Source organism: Dongia mobilis (assembly GCF_004363235.1).
Classification (GTDB): domain Bacteria; phylum Pseudomonadota; class Alphaproteobacteria; order Dongiales; family Dongiaceae; genus Dongia; species Dongia mobilis.
This window is the reverse complement of the sequence record NZ_SNYW01000008.1, coordinates 258,951-277,353: the sequence shown is the minus strand read 5'-3', so window position 1 is coordinate 277,353 and position 18,403 is coordinate 258,951. Positions and strand designations below refer to the sequence as shown.

The following is an 18,403-nucleotide window of genomic DNA, read 5'->3' as shown; positions in this document are numbered from 1 at the left end:
CATCCGCGGGCTTGGGAAACCGGCGCCCTGTTAGCCGCCATGCTTTGGCCAGATTGTCCTGTCCTGATGCTGTGCGCCGCGTCACAGGATGGGCCAAGCCGCATTCCGGGACGGAGGCCGATCTGATATAGGGCGCGCGCGGGCGCCACCCGCCAGCGGGGCGGCGGCCGGGGACATTTTGGCAATTTACTTCGCAATCGGAATCAAGGAGCAGGAGAAAATGGGGCGTTGGTGGAAATCGGGCCAGATGTTGCGGACCAATCTGGCAGCCGGCGGGGTGGTCGCCCTCTTGTTCCTGTCAGCCTGCGGCGATGACGCCAAGGATCAGGCGTCAGGACAGAATGCCGAGAGCAGTGCCGTCGAAACGGCCGCCGTCAAGATCGACCCGGCCGAGGCGCCGCTCATCCAGAAGAGCATCGAGGAATACCTTGCCCTGATGGAAGGTCCAGCCGAGCAGCGGGTCCTGCATCATGACGCCATCAAGGTGACGCCGGAGGAGAATGCCTTCGCGGTGTCGGTCGATGGCGTTCGGGTGGGTGCGAAGGAAGCCGAGCATATGGAGATCGGCACCATCACTTACCGCCTGACGCCGCAGGGCAGCGACGGCTATATCGTCAGCGACCTCGCGCATGCGCCGCGCTTCCCAAACCGGGACAGCGCCGGCAAGGAGACAGGCAGCCTGTCGCTGAAGACCACCAGCTTCACCGGCGAATGGTCCTCCAGCCTGCAATCGCTGCTGTCCCTCAACTGGCAGGCGGCGGATATCGTCGCCACGGATAGCGGGGAACGCGGCGGCGACATGCGGGCCAGCAGCCTGACCGTGACCGTGGCCAGCGACGACAAGGGCGGCGGCCTGTTCGATCAGACCGGCACGGTCGAACTGGCCGGCCTGGTCGCCAAGGATGAAACCGGCGGCTCGCTCGGTCTCGACAAGCTCTCCGGTCGCTTCGGCCTCGGCAAGGTCAAGCTGAAAGAATATGTCGAGAAGACCCGCGAGTTGCAGACCCTGACCGCGGCATTGGCCGATCAGGCGACGGCAGCACCCGACACCGCGCCGGATGCCGCATCCGGCGGCAACCCGACCCTGACGCCCGAGCAGGCCGCCAGGATGGGCGAGTTGATCAAGGGCATGGGCGCCATCATGGCCAGCATCGACTATGACGTCGAGATCGGCGGGGCGAGCTTCAAGGAAGCGGATGGCAGCGAGCCATTCCGCCTCGGCAATGGCCGCTTCCAGCTCGGCATGAGCGGCCTCGACGGCGAGAAGGCCAGCCTGAATTTCGGGCTCGGCCATGACGGCCTCGTCATCCGGGATCCGGATATCGCGGCGACGCCGCTGTTCGAGAAGCTGCTGCCGGGCAAGGGCGAACTGGCGCTGACGCTCAGCGACGTGCCGACCAAGGAATTGTGGTCGCTGATCGGCGACCAGTTCCCGGCCCTGGTGGCCGGCGACCAGAACCAGGCCGAGGCGGCGATGAATGTCATGTTCATCGCCATGGGTCAGTTGCTGCAGCAGGCGCCGATGAAGCTGAAGATGGGCCCGTCGGGCCTCAGTGCGGAGGTTCTGCAGGTGGGCGCTGCCGGCACCTTCGACGTCTTGCCGGAGGCGGTGTTCGGCCTGGTCGGTGCGCTTGATGTCGACGTGTTCGGCCTGGACGGCGCCATGCAGATGGCAACCGAAGCGGCGCAAACCTCGGCCGATGCGGCGCAGATCGTCGGTGGCCTTGCCATGATCCAGTCGCTGGCGAAGCGCGAGGCGGACAGCGACGGCAAACCGGTCGACAGGCTCAAGATCGAGGTCGATGCCACCGGCGACACCAAGGTCAACGGCGTCTCGCTGTCCGGCATGTGACGGTGCAACCTGCGGCAACGGCAACCATGTGATTGCCGCCGGCGAACGTAAACAGAGTCTTAATCCCGATGCTGCCGCGCCGGCTTGAGCAAAGCCGGCGCGGTTTGCATTTCGGCTTGCGTCACGGTCTGTGTCTCGATCGCATGGCGTCGTCACCTGTTGCAGCGATGACTCAGTGAGGCGGGAATCCGTGATCGGGAAAACACGCGCGAATCACTTCGCGGTGGATAAGTGAAAAAAAATGTGTTGTCATATCTGCGATATGCATATTGACCGAGTCGCGCCTTCCGCAACGATGCACATGTCGGCCGCATCCATGATCGATGACGGGCCTCTCCCCGCCTATCGCGCGATGCATCGCGCCGGTCGCCTGCACCACGATGCCGCGCAGGAGCTGGCGGCGGAGAAGCTGCAGTCGCTCCACAACGCGCTCCGGAACTACAAGCCGCAGGCACAGGCCGGCCTGCAGGCCATCGGCCAGGCTTGGGCCGCGCGCCTGGGTCTCGCGCGGCGGATCTTCGGCGCGGGCGAAGTCACTGCACCCCAGGGCCTCTATCTCTATGGCGGGGTCGGTCGCGGCAAGTCGATGCTGATGGATCTGTTCTTCGCCCATGCACCGGTCGAGAAGAAGCGCCGCGTCCATTTCCATGCCTTCATGCTTGAGGTGCACGAGCAACTGCATCAGTGGCGGCAGGAAAAGCCGAAACAGGTGGACCTCATCCCCACCCTGGCCGAGAAGATCGGCCAGGAGGTGACGCTGCTCTGCTTCGACGAGTTCCATGTCACCAACATCGCCGACGCGATGATCCTGGGCCGGCTCTTCACCGCGCTCTTCGAGCGCGGCGTGGTGATGGTGGCGACCTCGAACTGGGCACCGGACGATCTCTACAAGGGCGGATTGCAGCGCGACCAGTTCCTGCCCTTCATCGCCCTGCTCAAGGACCGGCTCGACGTCCTCGAACTGGATGGCGCCCGCGACTATCGCCTGGCACGCCTCAAGGACATGAGCGTCTACCACTATCCACTGGGCGATCTGGCCGCGCGCCACATGCGCGAGGCCTTCGCCCGCATGACCGACAACGAGCCACCGATCGCGAGCCACCTGACGGTGCAGGGTCGCCGGCTCGAGATCCAGCGTCAGGTCGCCAATGTCCATGGCCGCGTCGCCTGGTTCGATTTCGACGAATTGTGCGCGAAGGCGCTGGGAGCTGCCGATTACCTGGCCATCGCCACGCATTACGACGTGGTGCTGCTGGACGGTGTGCCGAAGCTTTCGGCCGAGCGGCGCAACGAGGCGCGGCGCTTCATCAACCTCATCGACGCGCTCTACGAACACAAGGTGACGACGATCATCGCGGCGGCGGACAAGCCGGAGCGGCTCTATCCGGAAGGCGATGGCGCGTTCGAGTTCGAGCGCACCGTCAGCCGCCTCAACGAGATGCAGTCGGTCGAGTATCTGACCCGACCGCATTTGACGTGAGGTGCGGCAGGATTTTCACGCGAAGAGTTAATGCCTCTTGCTCTTGTGGCAATTTCGGGTTATTAACTCAACATCTAGAGGAGTGCGCTTTGAGCGCAGGGGGCATTGCCTAATCAGAATCGGGCAATGCGTAAGGGATACCAGGATTAGCACAGAATGGCGCGAAAGAAGATAGCCCTCATCGGGGCTGGACAGATTGGTGGCACGCTGGCGCTGCTCGCCGGGATCAAGGAGCTGGGCGACGTCGTGCTGTTCGACGTGGTCGATGGTGTGCCCCAAGGCAAGGCGCTCGACATCGCCGAGGCCTCCCCGGTCGAGGGTTTCGACGCCCATTATGCCGGCGCCTCCGACTACAAGGCGATCAAGGGCGCCGATGTCGTGATCGTCACCGCCGGCATCCCGCGCAAGCCGGGCATGAGCCGCGACGATCTCATCGCCACCAATGCCAAGGTGATGGACGCGGTCGGCAAGGGCATCAAGAAGTATGCGCCGAAGGCCTTCGTCATCTGCATCACCAATCCGCTCGACGTCATGGTCTATGTGCTGCAGCAGGCTTCGGGCCTGCCGGAGAACCGGGTCGTCGGCATGGCGGGCGTGCTTGATTCTGCCCGCTTCCGCTATTTCCTGGCTGAGGAATTCAAGGTCTCGGTCGAGGACGTCACCGCTTTCGTGCTCGGCGGCCATGGCGATACCATGGTGCCGCTGGTGCGCTATTCCACCATCGCCGGCATTCCGCTGCCGGATCTCGTCAAGAAGGGCTGGACCACCCAGGCCAAGCTTGACCAGATCGTGCAGCGCACCCGCGACGGCGGGGCCGAGATCGTCAACCTGCTGAAGACGGGTTCCGCCTTCTACGCGCCGGCGTCTTCCGCGATCGCGATGGCGGAATCCTATCTCAAGGACAAGAAACGCGTGCTTCCCTGTGCGGCCTATCTCACTGGCCAGTACGGGGTGAAGGGACTCTATGTCGGCGTGCCGGTCGTGATCGGCGCGGGCGGCGTAGAGCGAGTGGTCGAGATCGACCTCAACAAGGCTGAAAAGTCCATGTTCGACAAGTCGGTCGCGGCCGTAAGGGGCCTCATCGATGTGGTGAGGAAGCTTCAAAGAGGAGAGAAGCAATGAAGAAGACCATCGAACTGGCGGCCAAGAAGGTTGCCAAGAAAGCCGCCAAGAAGTCGGCGAAGAAGACCACCAAGAAGGCCGCTGCCAAGAAGCCGGCTGCCAAGAAGACCGCCAAGAAGACCGCGAAGAAGGCTGCGAAGAAGAAGTAACCTTCTCGGTCTTTTTCGGAAGACCAAACGGCCTGCGACGGCGACAGTCCTATCGCCCTGTTGTAGCGACGGTTTCCAGTTCAATTGGCTTGAACCCGTCCGGCATGGTGGTAGAGTGCGATCTGCTGCACCACAGCATTTCGTCGGCTGTCGCTGTCGCCCGCTTTTTTTCTCAAGACTTTCAACGTCTTGATCTTTCCGGAAAATCGCGCGGCCCCGGTGGCTGACGAGCGTTTGGCGCCCCGTTTGAAGGCGCTGCCGGGGTGCAGTCCCTCGCAACGCACATAGCGGGTCACCCTGGGATGAACATCCACGAATATCAGGCCAAAGCCCTGATCCGTAAGTTTGGCGTCTCCGTCCCCGACGGTCATGTCGCCTATTCCGCCGACGAGGCGGTCGATGCAGCCAAGAAACTGGGCGGCGGTCTCTGTGTCGTGAAGGCGCAGATTCATGCCGGCGGCCGCGGCAAGGCCGGCGGCGTCAAGGTCGCGAAATCGCTGGACGAGGTGAAGGATTTCGCCGGCAAGATGCTGGGCATGACGCTCGTCACCCACCAGACCGGCCCCGCCGGCAAGGTGGTGAAGCGGATCTATGTCGAGGCCGGCTGCGACATCAAGCGCGAGCTTTATCTCGGCATGCTGGTCGACCGCGCCACTTCGCGCGTCACCGTGATGGCGTCTACCGAAGGCGGCATGGATATCGAGGAGGTCGCGGCCTCGCATCCGGAGAAGATCCTCAAGGTGGCGATCGATCCGGCCACCGGCATCCAGCCCTTCCATGCCCGCCAGATCGCCTTCGGTCTCGGCCTCAGCGGCAAGCAGATCGGCTCGGCCACCAAGTTCATCCTGGCGCTCTACAAGGCCTTCACCGACCTCGATTGCTCGATCGTCGAGATCAACCCGCTGGTGGTGACCGGCGAGGGCGAGGTACTGGCGCTCGACGCCAAGATCAATTTCGACGACAACGCCCTCTTCCGCCATCCGGATGTCGAGGAACTGCGCGATCCCGACGAGGAAGACCCGGCCGAGCTCGAGGCCGCCAAGCACAGCCTCAACTACATCAAGCTCGACGGCTCGATCGGCTGCATGGTGAACGGCGCGGGCCTCGCCATGGCGACCATGGACATCATCAAGCTCTATGGCGGCTCACCGGCGAACTTCCTCGATGTCGGCGGCGGCGCCACCAAGGAACGCGTGACGGCCGCCTTCAAGATCATCCTCTCCGACCCCAATGTCGAGGGCATCCTGGTCAACATCTTCGGCGGCATCATGCGCTGCGACGTGATCGCGGAAGGCGTGGTGGCGGCGGCGCGCGAGGTCAGCCTGCACGTGCCGCTCGTCGTGCGCCTCGAAGGCACCAATGTCGAACTGGGTAAGAAGATCCTGGCTCAGTCCGGGCTGCCCATCCTGTCCGCCGACAACCTGGCGGACGCGGCCGAAAAGGTCGTCAAGGCGGTCAAGGAGGCCTGATAGCCATGTCCGTACTCGTCAACAAGAACACCAAGGTCATCTGCCAGGGCTTCACCGGCGCGCAGGGCACCTTCCATTCCGAACAGGCGATCGCCTATGGCACGCAGATGGTCGGCGGCGTGACGCCCGGCAAGGGCGGCACCAGGCATCTCGACCTCCCCGTCTTCGACACGGTCGCCGATGCGGTCGCCAAGACCGGCGCCAATGCCAGCGTCATCTATGTGCCGCCGCCCTTCGCGGCGGACGCCATCCTGGAGGCGATCGACGCGAAGATCCCGCTGGTGGTCTGCATCACCGAGGGGATCCCGGTGCTCGACATGGTGCGCGTGAAGCGGGCTCTGGGCCATTCCGGCACGCGCCTGATCGGCCCCAACTGCCCGGGCATCATCACGCCGGAAGAATGCAAGATCGGCATCATGCCGGGCCATATCCACCGCAAGGGCAAGATCGGCATCGTCTCGCGCTCCGGCACCCTCACCTATGAGGCGGTGGCGCAGACAACCGCCGCGGGCCTCGGCCAGACCACCTGCATCGGGATCGGCGGCGATCCGGTCAACGGCACCAATTTTGTCGACTGCCTGGAGCTGTTCCTGGCCGATGACGAGACCGCCGGCATCGTCATGATCGGCGAGATCGGCGGCAATGCCGAGGAGGATGCCGCCGCGTTCTACAAGGCGGCGAAAAAGAAGAAGCCGATTGTCGGCTTTATCGCCGGCGTCACCGCGCCTCCGGGCCGGCGCATGGGCCATGCCGGTGCCATCATCAGCGGCGGCAAGGGCGGCTCGGGCGACAAGATCGAGGCCATGAAATCGGCCGGCTTCCTGGTGGCGGATTCCCCCGCCAGCCTGGGCTCGTCGATGCTGAAAGCCATGGGCAAGTAGGTCGTTGCAGCGGGCCCCGCGACTGCCTGATCCCGGCCCCCGCCTGTCGGCGGCCGGCGGGAATGCGGGGCCCCGTTACCTGAACTCCCGCTACCGGAACTCCCGCCAGCCGCTACCCGGCCCGCCGACGACCCGACCGGTGGAGGCCCAGCCGGAATATGCCCAGCCGGCGAAACATCGACCAAAGTCGTATTTGGCCGGCTGGCCCGATGGTCAATCCTGCGCGGCATCGCGGGTTGATAACCCGCCACCCTGGCGCCATCTGAACCACATGAATTCCGCAACGAGGATGCCGGCCCCGCGAGAGATCCCCGGTGCCAGCCGCAACATCCGGGCCAGCAGTAACGATTGGGTAACCATCCCATGCGCAAATGGCGCAGGTATCCGGCCGACCGATTTGCCACATAACGCCCAGACTGAAACCTCGGCCGACGGTGACAGATCGCCGGCCATGCTTGTGCCGCAACGAATCACTTTAACGGAATCCCGACATCGGCCATACCAGCCGGAATCGGGGAGCCGAGCGGGGCGCCGGGCGCCGTCGCCAGCTTCCCGCCCGGCAGGCTGACCTCTCAGAGGCTGACCTCTCAGAGGCTGACCTTTCAAAGACCGGGCCCAGCGGCCCCAATGGGTGGAATATGGATCAGAACCACACCAACTTCCTGTCCGGCCCCAACGCCCCCTTTATCGAGGAACTCTACGCCAAATACCTGGTCGACCCGCAATCGGTCGACGCTTCCTGGCGCGGCTTCTTCGAGGATTTGAAGGAAGAGGCACAGATCGCCCTGAAGGACATCAAGGGCGCCAGCTGGGCGCCGCGCGACCGCTCGATCGAAATCGGCCGCAACGGCGGCGGCAACGGCGCCGCTCTGGCCGAACCGGCCATGGCCGGGACGGCGCGGGGCATCGGCACCCTTTCTGCCGCCGACCAGCGCCTCGCCGCACGGGACAGCCTGCGTGCCATCATGCTGGTGCGGGTCTATCGTGTGCGCGGCCATCTCGAGGCCAATCTCGACCCCCTCGACCTCAAGCCCCGCGCCCGGCATCCCGAACTCGACTATCGCACCCACGGCTTCACCGATGCCGACCTCGACCGCGAGATTTTCCTCGACGGCGCCATGGGCTTCGAGACGGCGACGTTGCGCCAGCTCATCCGCGCGCTGCGCGAGACCTATTGCGGCTCGATCGGCGTCGAATACATGCACATCCAGGACAACGACCAGCGCAAGTGGCTGCAGCAGCGCATGGAGGGCAGCCGCAACCACCGCGACTTCACCGAACGCGGCAAGCGCGCCATCCTGGAGCGCCTCACCGAAGCGCAGATGTTCGAGAACTTCCTCGACAAGAAATACACCGGCACCAAGCGCTTCGGGCTCGACGGCGGCGAGACGCTGATCCCGGCCCTCGAACAGATCATCAAGCGCGGCAGCCAGCTGGGCCTCAAGGAGGTCGTCATCGGCATGGCCCATCGCGGGCGCCTTTCCGTGCTGGCCAATTTCATGAACAAGCCCTATGCCGCGATCTTCTCGGAATTCCAGGGCAACGCCTCGAACCCCGAGGATGTGCAGGGCTCGGCCGACGTCAAATACCACCTCGGCACCTCGGCCGACCGCGAGTTCGACGGCCGTGTCGTGCATCTGTCGCTGACCGCGAACCCGTCGCATCTCGAATGCGTCAACACGGTCGTCCTCGGCAAGGTCCGCGCCAAGCAGGACCAGCGCAAGGACAAGAAGCGCGAGCAGGTCATGGGCCTGCTGCTGCATGGCGACGCCGCCTTTGCCGGCCAGGGCCTGGTGCCGGAATGCCTGGAGCTTTCCCAGCTGTTCGACTACGAGGTCGGCGGCACCATCCATTTCATCATCAACAACCAGATCGGCTTCACCACCAGCCCGACCGCCTCGCGCTCCGGCCCCTATTGCTCGGACATCGCCAAGGCCATCCAGGCGCCGATTTTCCACGTCAATGCGGACGACCCGGAGGCGGCGCTGCATGTGGCGCGGACGGCGATGGATTTCCGTCACGAATTCAATCACGACGTCATCATCGACATGTTCTGCTATCGCCGCTTCGGCCACAACGAAAGCGACGAGCCGGCCTTCACCCAGCCGCTGATGTACAAGAAGATCGCGACGCACCCCACCACGCGCCAGATCTATGCCCAGAAGCTGGTCGACGAGGGCTCGATCAGCCAGGAGGATGCGGACGGCATCATGAACGCCTTCCAGGCGCGGCTCGAGGCCGAGTTCGAGGCTTCGGCTTCCTACAAGCCGAACAAGGCGGACTGGCTGGAGGGCGCCTGGGCCGGCCTCGCCATCGCGTCCGGCGAGGAGCGGCGCGGCGACACCGCCGTCACGCAGGACAAGCTGCAGCTGGTCGGCAAGGCGATGACCACGGTGCCCGGCACCTTCAACCTCAACCGCAAGATCGCCCGCCAGCTCAACCAGAAGGAAGAGATGTTCAAGTCGGGCCAGGGCATCGATTGGGCAACCGGCGAGGCGCTGGCCTTCGGCACCCTGCTCGACGAGGGTTTCGGCGTGCGCCTCTCCGGCCAGGATTGCAAGCGCGGCACCTTCAGCCAGCGCCATGCCGTCTTCACCGACCAGGAAACCGAGGAGGAATACGTCCCCCTCAACCATATCCGCGACGGCCAGGCCTATTTCGAGGTGATCAACTCGCCGCTCTCGGAGGCGGGCGTGCTCGGCTTCGATTACGGCTATTCCCTGGCCGAACCAAAGACACTGGTCCTCTGGGAGGCGCAGTTCGGCGATTTCGCCAATGGCGCCCAGGTGATCATCGACCAGTTCATCTCCTCGGGCGAATCCAAATGGCTGCGCATGTCGGGACTCGTGATGCTGCTGCCCCACGGCTATGAAGGCCAGGGGCCGGAGCACAGCTCGGCCCGGCTCGAGCGCTATCTGCAGCTCTGCGCCGAGGATAACATGCAGGTGGCCAACATCACCACGCCGGCCAACTACTTCCATGCGCTCCGGCGCCAGCTGCACCGAAACTTCCGCAAGCCGCTCATCCTGATGACGCCGAAATCCCTGCTGCGGCACAAGCTGGCGGTGTCGAAGCTCAGCGAATTCGGTCCGGGCACCACCTTCCACCGCGTGCTGTGGGACGACAACACCCAGCTTCAGGACAAGAAGATCAAGCGCGTGGTGCTGTGCACCGGCAAGGTATATTACGACCTCTTCGAGGAGCGCGAGAAGCGCGGCCTGGAGGACGTCTATATCATGCGCGTCGAACAGCTCTATCCCTTCCCGCACAAGGCGCTGCAGGGTGAATTGAATCGCTTCGCCGGCGCCGAGGTGGTCTGGTGCCAGGAGGAGCCGAAGAACATGGGTGCCTGGTTCTTCGTCTCGCCGGAGATCGACACCGTGCTGGAAGAGATGAACGCGAAACAGCGCCGCGTGCGCTATGTCGGCCGCCCGGCCGCGGCCTCACCCGCGACCGGACTCTACAAGCGGCATATCAAGGAACAGGCCAAGCTGGTGGACGAGGCGCTCAGCCTCGGCTGAACGCGTCTCCACGGCAAGGCGGCAGACAAGGTATCTGGAGGATGAACAGATGACGACCCCGATCACGGTTCCGGCCCTGGGCGAATCGGTCACCGAGGCGACCGTCGCCAAATGGATGAAGAATGTCGGCGACCCCGTGAAGAAGGATGAGGCGCTGGTCGAACTGGAGACCGACAAGGTCACCCAGGAAGTCTATGCGACTGTCGCCGGGACGCTGGGCGAGATTGTCGCCCCGGCCGGCGCCACGGTCGCCGTGGGCTCGGTCATCGGCCACATCGCCGGCGGCGGCGCCGCGGCAGCACCCGCCGCCAAGCCAGCCGCCGCGGCTGCGGCGCCGGCACCCGCCGTGAAGCAGGCGGCGGCCGAAAGTGCTGCAACCGATGGTCTCGCCCCGGCCGTGCGCAAGCTGGTCGAGGAGAACGGCCTCGACCCAGCTGCCATTCCGGCCTCGGGCAAGGACGGGCGCCTGACCAAGGGCGACGTGATCGATTTCCTCGAAAAGCGCAAGGCAGCACCGGCCGCCGCACCGGCGCCGGCACCGGCTGCTGCCCCGGCGCCGGTGGTGCCGCATGTGCCGCGCGACCTCGCCCCGCGCGAGGAGCGGGTGCCGATGTCGCGCCTGCGCCGCCGCATCGCCGAGCGGCTGAAGCAGGCGCAGAACACCGCCGCCATGCTGACCACCTTCAACGAGGTGGACATGACCGCCGTGATGGCCCTGCGCGACAGGTACAAGGAAGGCTTCGAGAAGAAGCACAAGGTCAAGCTGGGCTTCATGTCCTTCTTCGTGAAGGCAGCCCTGCAGGCCCTGAAGGAGATCCCGGCGGTCAATGCCGAGATCGACGGCAATGACATCATCTACAAGAACCATTACGACATCGGTGTCGCGGTCGGCACCGAGCAGGGTCTGGTCGTCCCGGTGGTGCGCGATGTCGATGCCATGAGCTTTGCCGAGATCGAGGCGAAGATCGCCGAGCTGGGCAGGAAGGCACGCGACGGCAAGCTCTCGATCGAGGAGCTGACCGGCGGCACCTTCACCATCTCGAACGGCGGCACCTATGGCTCGCTGATGTCAACGCCGATCCTCAATCCGCCGCAATCCGGCATCCTCGGCATGCACAAGATCCAGCAGCGCCCGATGGTGATCGACGGCAAGATCGAGATCCGGCCGATGATGTACCTCGCCCTTTCCTATGACCACCGCATCATCGACGGCCGCGAGGCGGTCACCTTCCTGGTGCGCCTCAAGGAAAGCCTCGAAGATCCGCAGCGCCTGCTGATCGAGATGTGATGCCATGGCAAGAAGCGTGAAGAAGGCGGCTCTGCGCAAGAGATCCGCGGTCAGGACCAATGCGGCGAAGCGGCAGCCGGCAGCCAAGGCCGCACGCAAGGCGGCGCAGCCGAAGCGCCTGCCCTATTACAACCAGAGCACCGGCTTCACCTGCGGCGCGGCTTCGCTGCTGATGGCGATGAAGACGCTGGACAAGGCCACACCCTTCGACCGGCTGCACGAGCTGCAGATCTGGCGCGAGGCCAACACGGTCTTCATGGGCAAGGGCCATGCCGGCTCCTCGCCCTATGGCATCGCGCTGGCTGCCTGGCGGCGCGGCTTCCATGCCGAGATCTGGCTCAGCCACAAGGGGCCGATCCTCTCCTACTACCAGAGCAACCCCGACTGGCTGAAGGTCGGGCGCATGATGCAGGAGGCCGACGAGCGCATGGTGCGCGACACCGGCCTGCCTATCCTGCGTCGCAAATGGGATGTCGCCGATCTGGCGCAGGCTCGGAACGAGGGCGCGGTGCCGATCGTCCTGGTCAATACCCGTGCTTTCCACGGCGACAATACCCCGCATTGGGTCATCTTCGCCGGGGCCGATGCCGAGAAGGTCTATATCAACGACCCCTGGATCTCGCGCGAGAAGGGCCAGACGGCGCGCTCGCAGACGGCGCGCCCGGCTACCCACAAGGCGTTCATGGACATGGCGAAATGCGGACCGCGGGCGGAACGCGCCGTGGTGCTGATCCGCGGTCCCCAGGTGTAACCATCCAATTGGAGTAGAGGCGATGGCCGAAGAGAGCTTCGACGTAATTTTCATCGGCGGCGGGCCGGGCGGCTATATCGGCGCCATCAAGGCGGCACAGCTGGGCCTCAAGACCGCCTGTGTCGAGAAGCGCACGACCCTCGGCGGCGTCTGCCTCAATATCGGCTGCATTCCCTCGAAGGCCCTGCTCTCCTCCTCGGAGAAATACGAGGAGGCCGCGCATCACTTGGCCGCCCATGGCGTGAAGGTGAACGGCGTTTCCCTCGACCTCAAGACCATGATGGCGCGCAAGGAGAAGGTGGTCGGCGACCTCACCAAGGGGATCGAGTTCCTGTTCAAGAAGAACAAGGTGACGCATCTGAAGGGCACCGGATCGCTCTTGGGCGAGGGCAAGGTCAAGGTGACCGGTGCCGACGGCAAGGACCAGGTGGTCGCGGCGAAGAATATCGTCATCGCCACGGGCTCGGATTCGACGCCGCTCCCCGGCCTCGCCATCGACGAAAAGAAGATCGTCACCTCGACCGGCGCGCTGGCACTCGAGAAGGTGCCGGAGCATCTGGTCGTCATCGGCGGTGGCGTCATCGGCCTGGAATTGGGCTCGGTCTGGCGGCGCCTCGGCGCCAGGGTGACAGTGATCGAGTTCCTGGATCGCATCGTCCCCGGCATGGATGGCGAACTGGCCGGCATGTTCCAGAAGATCCTGGCCAAGCAGGGCATCGAGTTCAAGCTGGGCGCCAAGGTGACCGGCGCCAAGGCGAAGGGCGCCAAGGTCGAGCTCAGCGTCGAACCGGCCAAGGGCGGGACGGCCGAGACCGTCGCCGGCGACGTGGTGCTGGTTTCCATCGGGCGCCGGCCCTATGTCGAGGGCCTCGGCCTCGACAAGGCGGGCGTCGCCCTCGACGAGCGCGGCCGCATCAGGACCGATGCCCATTTCGCCACCAATGTGAAGGGCATCTATGCCATCGGCGATGTCATCGCCGGGCCGATGCTGGCCCACAAGGCGGAAGAGGAAGGCTTTGCCCTGGCCGAGATCCTGGCCGGGCAGAAGGGCCATGTGAATTACGGGACCTGCCCCGGCATCGTCTATACCAGCCCGGAATTCGCCGGTGTCGGCAAAACCGAGGAAGAGCTGAAGGCGGCCGGCATCGAATACCGCGTCGGCAAGTTCCCCTTCATGGCGAACGGCCGCGCCAAGGCGGCGGGCGAGACCGACGGCACGGTGAAGATCCTGGCCGATGCCAGGACCGACCGCGTACTGGGCGGCCATATCCTGGGGCCCGGTGCCGGTACCCTCATCCAGGAGATCGTGACGGCGATGGAATTCCAGGCCTCGGCCGAGGACATCGCCCGCACCTTCCACGGCCACCCCACCCATAACGAGGCGGTCAAGGAAGCGGCCATCGCCGTTACCGGCAAGACGCTGAGCATGTAGGGGCGAGACTCCTGCCGCTCAGTCGAGCGGCAGGTACATCCAGTCGAGATCGTCGACCAGCCTGCCGCCGATGCCGCGGTAAAAATCGGCTGCAAGCTTGTTGGGCTTGAAGACCGCCCAGAGCAATTGCCGCGCGCCGCGCTGCCGCGCCAGATCCGCCGCTTCCCGCATCAGCGCCTTGCCGATTCCCTTGCCGCGCGCACGTTCGTTGACCCAGAGGTCCACCACGATCTCGATCCTGATCCCGCGATCGACGTCGTAATTGGGGGACATCAGCAGATAACCCAGCGCCCCGCCATCATCCTCGGCGATGAGGCCATGGAAGGCGGGGTTGGGCCCGAAACCATCGGTCAGATAGCGCTCAGACGTGAAGTTGTGCGTCCAGGAATCGCCGAGCGCCGTCAGATAGGCGCCGAACGCGCGCACCATCGTCTGGACGGCGTCGACATCCCCAGCGGTGAGTTTCCGGATCCTGACCATGTGCCGTTCTACTGCCGCAGGGCGGAGATGGGAACACCCGGCGGATGGCGCTGCGGGCGGTCGAGCAGAATCGGGGCATGGCCATCGCCGCTGAAAATGTCGCGGGCGAGGAGGTCGATATCGGCCTGCCAGGCAGCCACCCGGTCGCAGGGCGGAATGGGCGTGCCACCCTGGCAAAGAAAGTCGCGGCCTGCGGCATCCATGCCGACAACCTTGCCGGGCAGCGGCCGCAGGATCAAGTCATCGGGGGGTGTCGCCAGGGCATGGATCCCGGCATCGGGTATGCCCAGGAGATCCAGCACCAGGTGCGGCAATCGGTACATCGGCACGCGGCCGAGCTTCACCGGCCCGTTGCGCCCGTCGATCACGAGCAGCGGCGTCTCGGCACTGCGCATCTGCATGGCGGCATCCTCGCTATCCCCGCCATTGCCGAGAAAGCCGGATTCGGCATAGCCGGCGAGGTTCTGGCCCAGCAGCGGCAGGTGATCGCCGAAGACGACGATGAGGGCATCCGGGTCGGTCCGCTGCCAATGCTCGATCGCGTCCATCATGTCGCGCGATTTCCAGTGCATCACGCTGACATAGCGGTGCAGTTCTTCGACCGCGGTCTTGGTCGCGAAGGCCTGCGGGCGCCGCGCATCGAGGTCGTAGAGCCAGTGGCCGTAATAGGTGACGGTATAGTCGAAGACCGGCCGTGGATCGGCGCTGGCGGCGATTTTTTCGCCTACCTGCCGGTGCAGCGAGGCATCGGCGAGGAAGATCGAGGTCATGTCGTCGGCGACGAAATCGCCCGACGACCAGAAGGTCTCGAAGCCGAGCCGGTCATAGCTGGCGGCCCGGTTCCAGAAGCCCGGCGTGTTGGGATGCGAGGCGATACTGCGATAGCCGTAACCGGCGAGGAGGCGCGGCAGGCAGGGGAGGTCGTCGTTGAGCGGCTGTTCGAAGCGCACGGCGCCCTGCGCCAGCGGGAAGCCGCACAGCACCTCGAACTCGGCATTGGCGGTCTGGCCGCCGAAGGCAGGCGAGAGCGCGGTCGAGCGCCCGGCGGCATCCCAGAGTTTGAGGAAGCGCGGATCGAGCGGCGACTGCGCGAGCCCCGTCGCGGTGAGAGGTGCGGGATCCCAGAAGCTTTCCTCCAGCACGAGATGCACGTTGCGCGGCGTCGCGACCGGCAGGCCGCCGGGCCGGGGCGCGGGCGCATGGCGGACAAGGACCGCCGCAACATCATCGCGCGCCGGCGTCGGCTGCGCGATGGCCGCCACGCGCAGCAATTCCTGCGCCATGTGGATGGTGCCGCCGCGCCAGACGTAATTCTCGCGCTGGTCCCAGGGTTTGTCGCCCCAGATATCGTCCATCCAGGCAAGCAGGGTGGGTGCCGCCAGGCTACCCCCCGCGATGCCACCCCCCGCTATGCCGGAGCCGACGGGCAGCACGATCACGGCCGAAAGTGCCAGGCGGCGGCCGAGCGGCAGATTGCCGATGAAGAGGAGCGCCATCAGGAAAAGCGGAATGCCGGCCAGCACCCAGCCAAGCGGACCCATCAGGCGGATGAAGGCCTCAAGGCTGTAGATGTCCTCGGGCATCAAGGGGCGGCCCATGATGGCGATCTTCGCGGCACTGCCCGGATAGAGCATGGCGGCGAGCAGGGCCTGCAGGATCAGGAACGGCCAGACCCGCCTTGCCAGCGCAAAGAGCAGCAGCGACAGCGCCGTGAAGAGGGCGAGATCTGCGGGCACGCGGACGGGCACGATGGCAACATTGAAGAGGACGCTTTGCAGCAGGTAGAAGCATCCGTAAAGAACAAGGCTGCTGGCGATGGGGATCAGCCAGCGACCACGCCAGAAACCGCGCGGCTGGCTCATCTCAGCGCGGCGCTGACGGGATAGCGTTCCGCCGACAGCGCCCCAAGCGCATGGCCGCTGCCGTCGAACAAATCCTGGGCAACAAGCTTCACATCAGCGAGCCAGTCGGTGGCGATCGCACAGGGCCCGCTGCTTTCCCCCGGCTTGCACAGGAAAGGCGTACCGGCCTGATCGAGGCCGAGAAGCGTATCCGGCACCGGGCGCAGGGTGAGGCCGTGTGGCTGCGGCAGCAGATCGGCGATGGCGGGACCCGTCAGATGCAGGCGCTGGCGGATGAGGCCGTTCAGGCGATAGAGCGGCTGCCGGCCCACCGCCACCGGCCCGTTGCGGCCGTCGATGACGATGAGCGGCGTCTCGCGCGAGCGCAGATACATCTCGGCCGGGAAGTCGCCCCAACCGCCCTTGAAGAAGCCGTTGTTCTTGTAGCCACCCCAATTGTAGCCGAGATTGGGCAGGTGATCGCCGAAGGCGATGATGAGGGCATCAGGATCAGCACGTCGCAGGCGCTCGATCTCGTCCATCAGCTCGATCGACTTGTAATGCATCGCCGTCGCGAACTGGCCGAGCTCGGCCTGCGCGGGATCGATCGGCAGGATGGCCGGCCGCTCCGGCACCATGTCGTAGGTCCAGTGGCCATAGAGTGTCACGACGAAGTTGAGCACCGGCGCCGCCGTCTCGTCCGCCGCGATCTTTTCCGCTATCTGGCGATAGAGCGAGCGGTCGGACAGCATCCAGGAAATCATCTCGTCGGCGACGAAATCCGGCTTCGACCAGAAGTGCTCGAAGCCAAGACGCGGATAGGCGCTGACGCGGTTCCAGAAGCCGGCATCGTTGGGATGCGAGGCGATGGTGCGATAGCCCTGATCCCTGAGCTGGGCTGGCAGACAGGGCACGGCATTGAAGCCGAGTTCGAATTTGACCGCCCAGGAATCCACCGGGAAGCCGCACAGCACCTCGAACTCGGCATTGGCGGTGCCGCCGCTGAAAGTGGGCGAGAGTGCCGTCGAGCGGCCGGTCTCGTCCCAGAGGGCATAAAAGCGCGGATCGAGGATCGGCGTCTCGGCATCCAGCAGCGGGGTCGGATCCCAGAAGCTCTCCAGCAACAGGATATGGACGTTGCGGCGCTGGCCGGCGGCATAGACATCGCCGTCGAATCCCACCGGAATGGCGGGGAGCAATGCCAGATCGGCCGAGAAGGCACCCGCGCGCTGGCGCAGGCGCTCGATCGCCGCCGTCACCGCCTCGGCATCAGGTGGCGGCTGGATCAGCGCATAGGCTCGCAGGGTTTCCTGCAGCATATGCGTCGCGGGACCGCGGCCGACGAAGTTCTCGCGCTGGTCCCAGGGGGCGTTGCCGATATGCCGGTCGGCAAGGCGCAGGGCCGGCTCGGCCACCGGCGCCAGGGAAAGCGGTGCCGCGGCAAGCAGGGCGAGGGAGAATGCCGCCCGGCGCGTGTCCAGCTTCAGATTGCCGATCAGCAGCAGCGCCATGAGACCGAGTGGCAGCGCCACGACGACCCAGCCCATCGGCCCCATGATGCGGGTCAGGGCGACGACGCTGTGGGCATCCTCGGGCATGATCGGGCGCCCGAGCAGCGCAATCTTGGCAGCCGAGCCCAGCACGAAGACGGCAGAGAGCAAGGCGACGAGCAGCAGCCAGGCCCAGATGCGCCGGGCGCAGGCCAGCAGCAGGATCGCAATCAGGTTGAAGAGGACGAGGTCGCGCAGGACCGCCAGCGGCGCGACGGCGACCGCAAAGAGCAGGGCCGCAAGCAGCAACGCCAGTCCATAGACCAGATTGGCGGCCAGCAGGGGAAGAAGCTTGCTGCCACGCAGCGCCGCCGAAATGAAGGAACCCGTCATCTGCCCGCCACAGCCTTGACTGCCAAAGCCTTGAAATTGCCGAAGCCACCATTTGCCCGGCCATGGCGCCGCCTTGCCGGTTCCGGCCGACTTTCTATCCGAACTTAACAAAAGAGTCATGGATCGGTGCCTGCCGCGGTAACAAATCGCCGTGATCGCCGGCCATGCCGCCCCTCGGTCGAGGCCGACCTGTCGCCGCGCTGACATCGCCCCGTCAGCGCGCCGTCATCATCGGGACCTTAGGATGCCGTTCC

General features: G+C 65.1%; 14 protein-coding genes. 10 read left to right on the top strand and 4 right to left on the bottom strand.

Translation table 11 applies throughout. The features are described 5' to 3' along the window. Window positions 1–247 precede the first annotated feature (247 nt). The 4 genes from A8950_RS09960 to A8950_RS09945 all read left to right on the top strand — a co-directional run bounded on the left by A8950_RS09960 (window position 248) and on the right by A8950_RS09945 (window position 4,603). Window positions 248–1,852 carry a hypothetical protein gene (locus tag A8950_RS09960; RefSeq protein ID WP_133613497.1) on the top strand — a complete coding sequence of 535 codons (1,605 nt, stop codon included), beginning with the start codon at window positions 248–250 and terminating at the stop codon, window positions 1,850–1,852. A gap of 301 nt (window positions 1,853–2,153) precedes the next feature. Next, window positions 2,154–3,332: a cell division protein ZapE gene (gene zapE / locus A8950_RS09955; protein ID WP_243735597.1), complete on the top strand. Its 1,179-nt coding sequence runs from the start codon at window positions 2,154–2,156 to the stop codon at window positions 3,330–3,332. A 156-nt stretch (window positions 3,333–3,488) separates the two neighbouring features. Next, window positions 3,489–4,454, top strand: a complete 966-nt coding sequence (mdh, locus tag A8950_RS09950; RefSeq protein ID WP_133613496.1) for a malate dehydrogenase — start codon at window positions 3,489–3,491, stop codon at window positions 4,452–4,454. Next, a complete protein-coding gene (locus A8950_RS09945) occupies window positions 4,451–4,603 on the top strand; it encodes a hypothetical protein (protein WP_208109817.1) in 153 nt (50 codons plus the stop codon). Before mdh ends, A8950_RS09945 begins: the two co-directional genes overlap by 4 nt. A gap of 80 nt (window positions 4,604–4,683) precedes the next feature. Here A8950_RS09945 and A8950_RS09940 read toward each other — a convergent pair whose 3' ends face one another. Further along, a complete protein-coding gene (locus tag A8950_RS09940) occupies window positions 4,684–4,899 on the bottom strand; it encodes a hypothetical protein (protein ID WP_133613495.1) in 216 nt (71 codons plus the stop codon). Between the two features lie 6 nt (window positions 4,900–4,905). Between A8950_RS09940 and sucC the strand changes: the two genes are divergently transcribed. The 6 genes from sucC (at window position 4,906) to lpdA (ending at window position 13,945) form a co-directional block, all read left to right on the top strand. Continuing rightward, entirely contained in the window at window positions 4,906–6,072 is a 1,167-nt protein-coding gene (sucC, locus tag A8950_RS09935) for an ADP-forming succinate--CoA ligase subunit beta (RefSeq protein WP_133613494.1), read from the top strand. Window positions 6,073–6,077: 5 nt separating this feature from the next. Beyond that, window positions 6,078–6,953: a succinate--CoA ligase subunit alpha gene (gene sucD, locus A8950_RS09930; RefSeq protein ID WP_133613493.1), complete on the top strand. Its 876-nt coding sequence runs from the start codon at window positions 6,078–6,080 to the stop codon at window positions 6,951–6,953. A 638-nt stretch (window positions 6,954–7,591) separates the two neighbouring features. Next, a complete protein-coding gene (locus A8950_RS09925) occupies window positions 7,592–10,474 on the top strand; it encodes a 2-oxoglutarate dehydrogenase E1 component (RefSeq protein ID WP_133613492.1) in 2,883 nt (960 codons plus the stop codon). 49 nt (window positions 10,475–10,523) lie between these two features. After that, window positions 10,524–11,762, top strand: coding sequence for a 2-oxoglutarate dehydrogenase complex dihydrolipoyllysine-residue succinyltransferase (odhB, locus tag A8950_RS09920; protein ID WP_133613491.1), 1,239 nt, complete (start codon window positions 10,524–10,526; stop codon window positions 11,760–11,762). Between the two features lie 4 nt (window positions 11,763–11,766). Next, window positions 11,767–12,513, top strand: coding sequence for a peptidase C39 family protein (locus A8950_RS09915; RefSeq protein WP_133613490.1), 747 nt, complete (start codon window positions 11,767–11,769; stop codon window positions 12,511–12,513). Window positions 12,514–12,535: 22 nt separating this feature from the next. Then, window positions 12,536–13,945, top strand: a complete 1,410-nt coding sequence (lpdA, locus tag A8950_RS09910) for a dihydrolipoyl dehydrogenase (protein ID WP_133613489.1) — start codon at window positions 12,536–12,538, stop codon at window positions 13,943–13,945. Between the two features lie 18 nt (window positions 13,946–13,963). Here lpdA and A8950_RS09905 read toward each other — a convergent pair whose 3' ends face one another. Genes A8950_RS09905 through A8950_RS09895 form a run of 3 tightly spaced genes read right to left on the bottom strand, consistent with a single transcriptional unit; the run spans window position 13,964 to window position 18,149 of the window. Further along, window positions 13,964–14,425, bottom strand: a complete 462-nt coding sequence (locus A8950_RS09905; RefSeq protein ID WP_133613488.1) for a GNAT family N-acetyltransferase — start codon at window positions 14,423–14,425, stop codon at window positions 13,964–13,966. Between the two features lie 8 nt (window positions 14,426–14,433). Then, window positions 14,434–16,287 carry an LTA synthase family protein gene (locus A8950_RS09900; RefSeq protein ID WP_133613487.1) on the bottom strand — a complete coding sequence of 618 codons (1,854 nt, stop codon included), beginning with the start codon at window positions 16,285–16,287 and terminating at the stop codon, window positions 14,434–14,436. Next, entirely contained in the window at window positions 16,284–18,149 is a 1,866-nt protein-coding gene (locus A8950_RS09895; protein ID WP_166645099.1) for an LTA synthase family protein, read from the bottom strand. Before A8950_RS09895 ends, A8950_RS09900 begins: the two co-directional genes overlap by 4 nt. Window positions 18,150–18,403: the final 254 nt, after the last annotated feature.

What these genes read in the sequence shown, in the direction of transcription:
- A8950_RS09960 (WP_133613497.1), top strand. Translation starts at nt 248, where the DNA reads ATGTTGCGGACCAATCTGGCAGCCGGCGGGGTGGTCGCCCTCTTGTTC.
- zapE (WP_243735597.1), top strand. Translation starts at nt 2,154, where the DNA reads ATGTCGGCCGCATCCATGATCGATGACGGGCCTCTCCCCGCCTATCGC.
- mdh (WP_133613496.1), top strand. Translation starts at nt 3,489, where the DNA reads ATGGCGCGAAAGAAGATAGCCCTCATCGGGGCTGGACAGATTGGTGGC.
- A8950_RS09945 (WP_208109817.1), top strand. Translation starts at nt 4,451, where the DNA reads ATGAAGAAGACCATCGAACTGGCGGCCAAGAAGGTTGCCAAGAAAGCC.
- sucC (WP_133613494.1), top strand. Translation starts at nt 4,906, where the DNA reads ATGAACATCCACGAATATCAGGCCAAAGCCCTGATCCGTAAGTTTGGC.
- sucD (WP_133613493.1), top strand. Translation starts at nt 6,078, where the DNA reads ATGTCCGTACTCGTCAACAAGAACACCAAGGTCATCTGCCAGGGCTTC.
- A8950_RS09925 (WP_133613492.1), top strand. Translation starts at nt 7,592, where the DNA reads ATGGATCAGAACCACACCAACTTCCTGTCCGGCCCCAACGCCCCCTTT.
- odhB (WP_133613491.1), top strand. Translation starts at nt 10,524, where the DNA reads ATGACGACCCCGATCACGGTTCCGGCCCTGGGCGAATCGGTCACCGAG.
- A8950_RS09915 (WP_133613490.1), top strand. Translation starts at nt 11,767, where the DNA reads ATGGCAAGAAGCGTGAAGAAGGCGGCTCTGCGCAAGAGATCCGCGGTC.
- lpdA (WP_133613489.1), top strand. Translation starts at nt 12,536, where the DNA reads ATGGCCGAAGAGAGCTTCGACGTAATTTTCATCGGCGGCGGGCCGGGC.
- A8950_RS09905 (WP_133613488.1), bottom strand. Translation starts at nt 14,425, where the DNA reads ATGGTCAGGATCCGGAAACTCACCGCTGGGGATGTCGACGCCGTCCAG.
- A8950_RS09900 (WP_133613487.1), bottom strand. Translation starts at nt 16,287, where the DNA reads ATGAGCCAGCCGCGCGGTTTCTGGCGTGGTCGCTGGCTGATCCCCATC.
- A8950_RS09895 (WP_166645099.1), bottom strand. Translation starts at nt 18,149, where the DNA reads ATGACGGGTTCCTTCATTTCGGCGGCGCTGCGTGGCAGCAAGCTTCTT.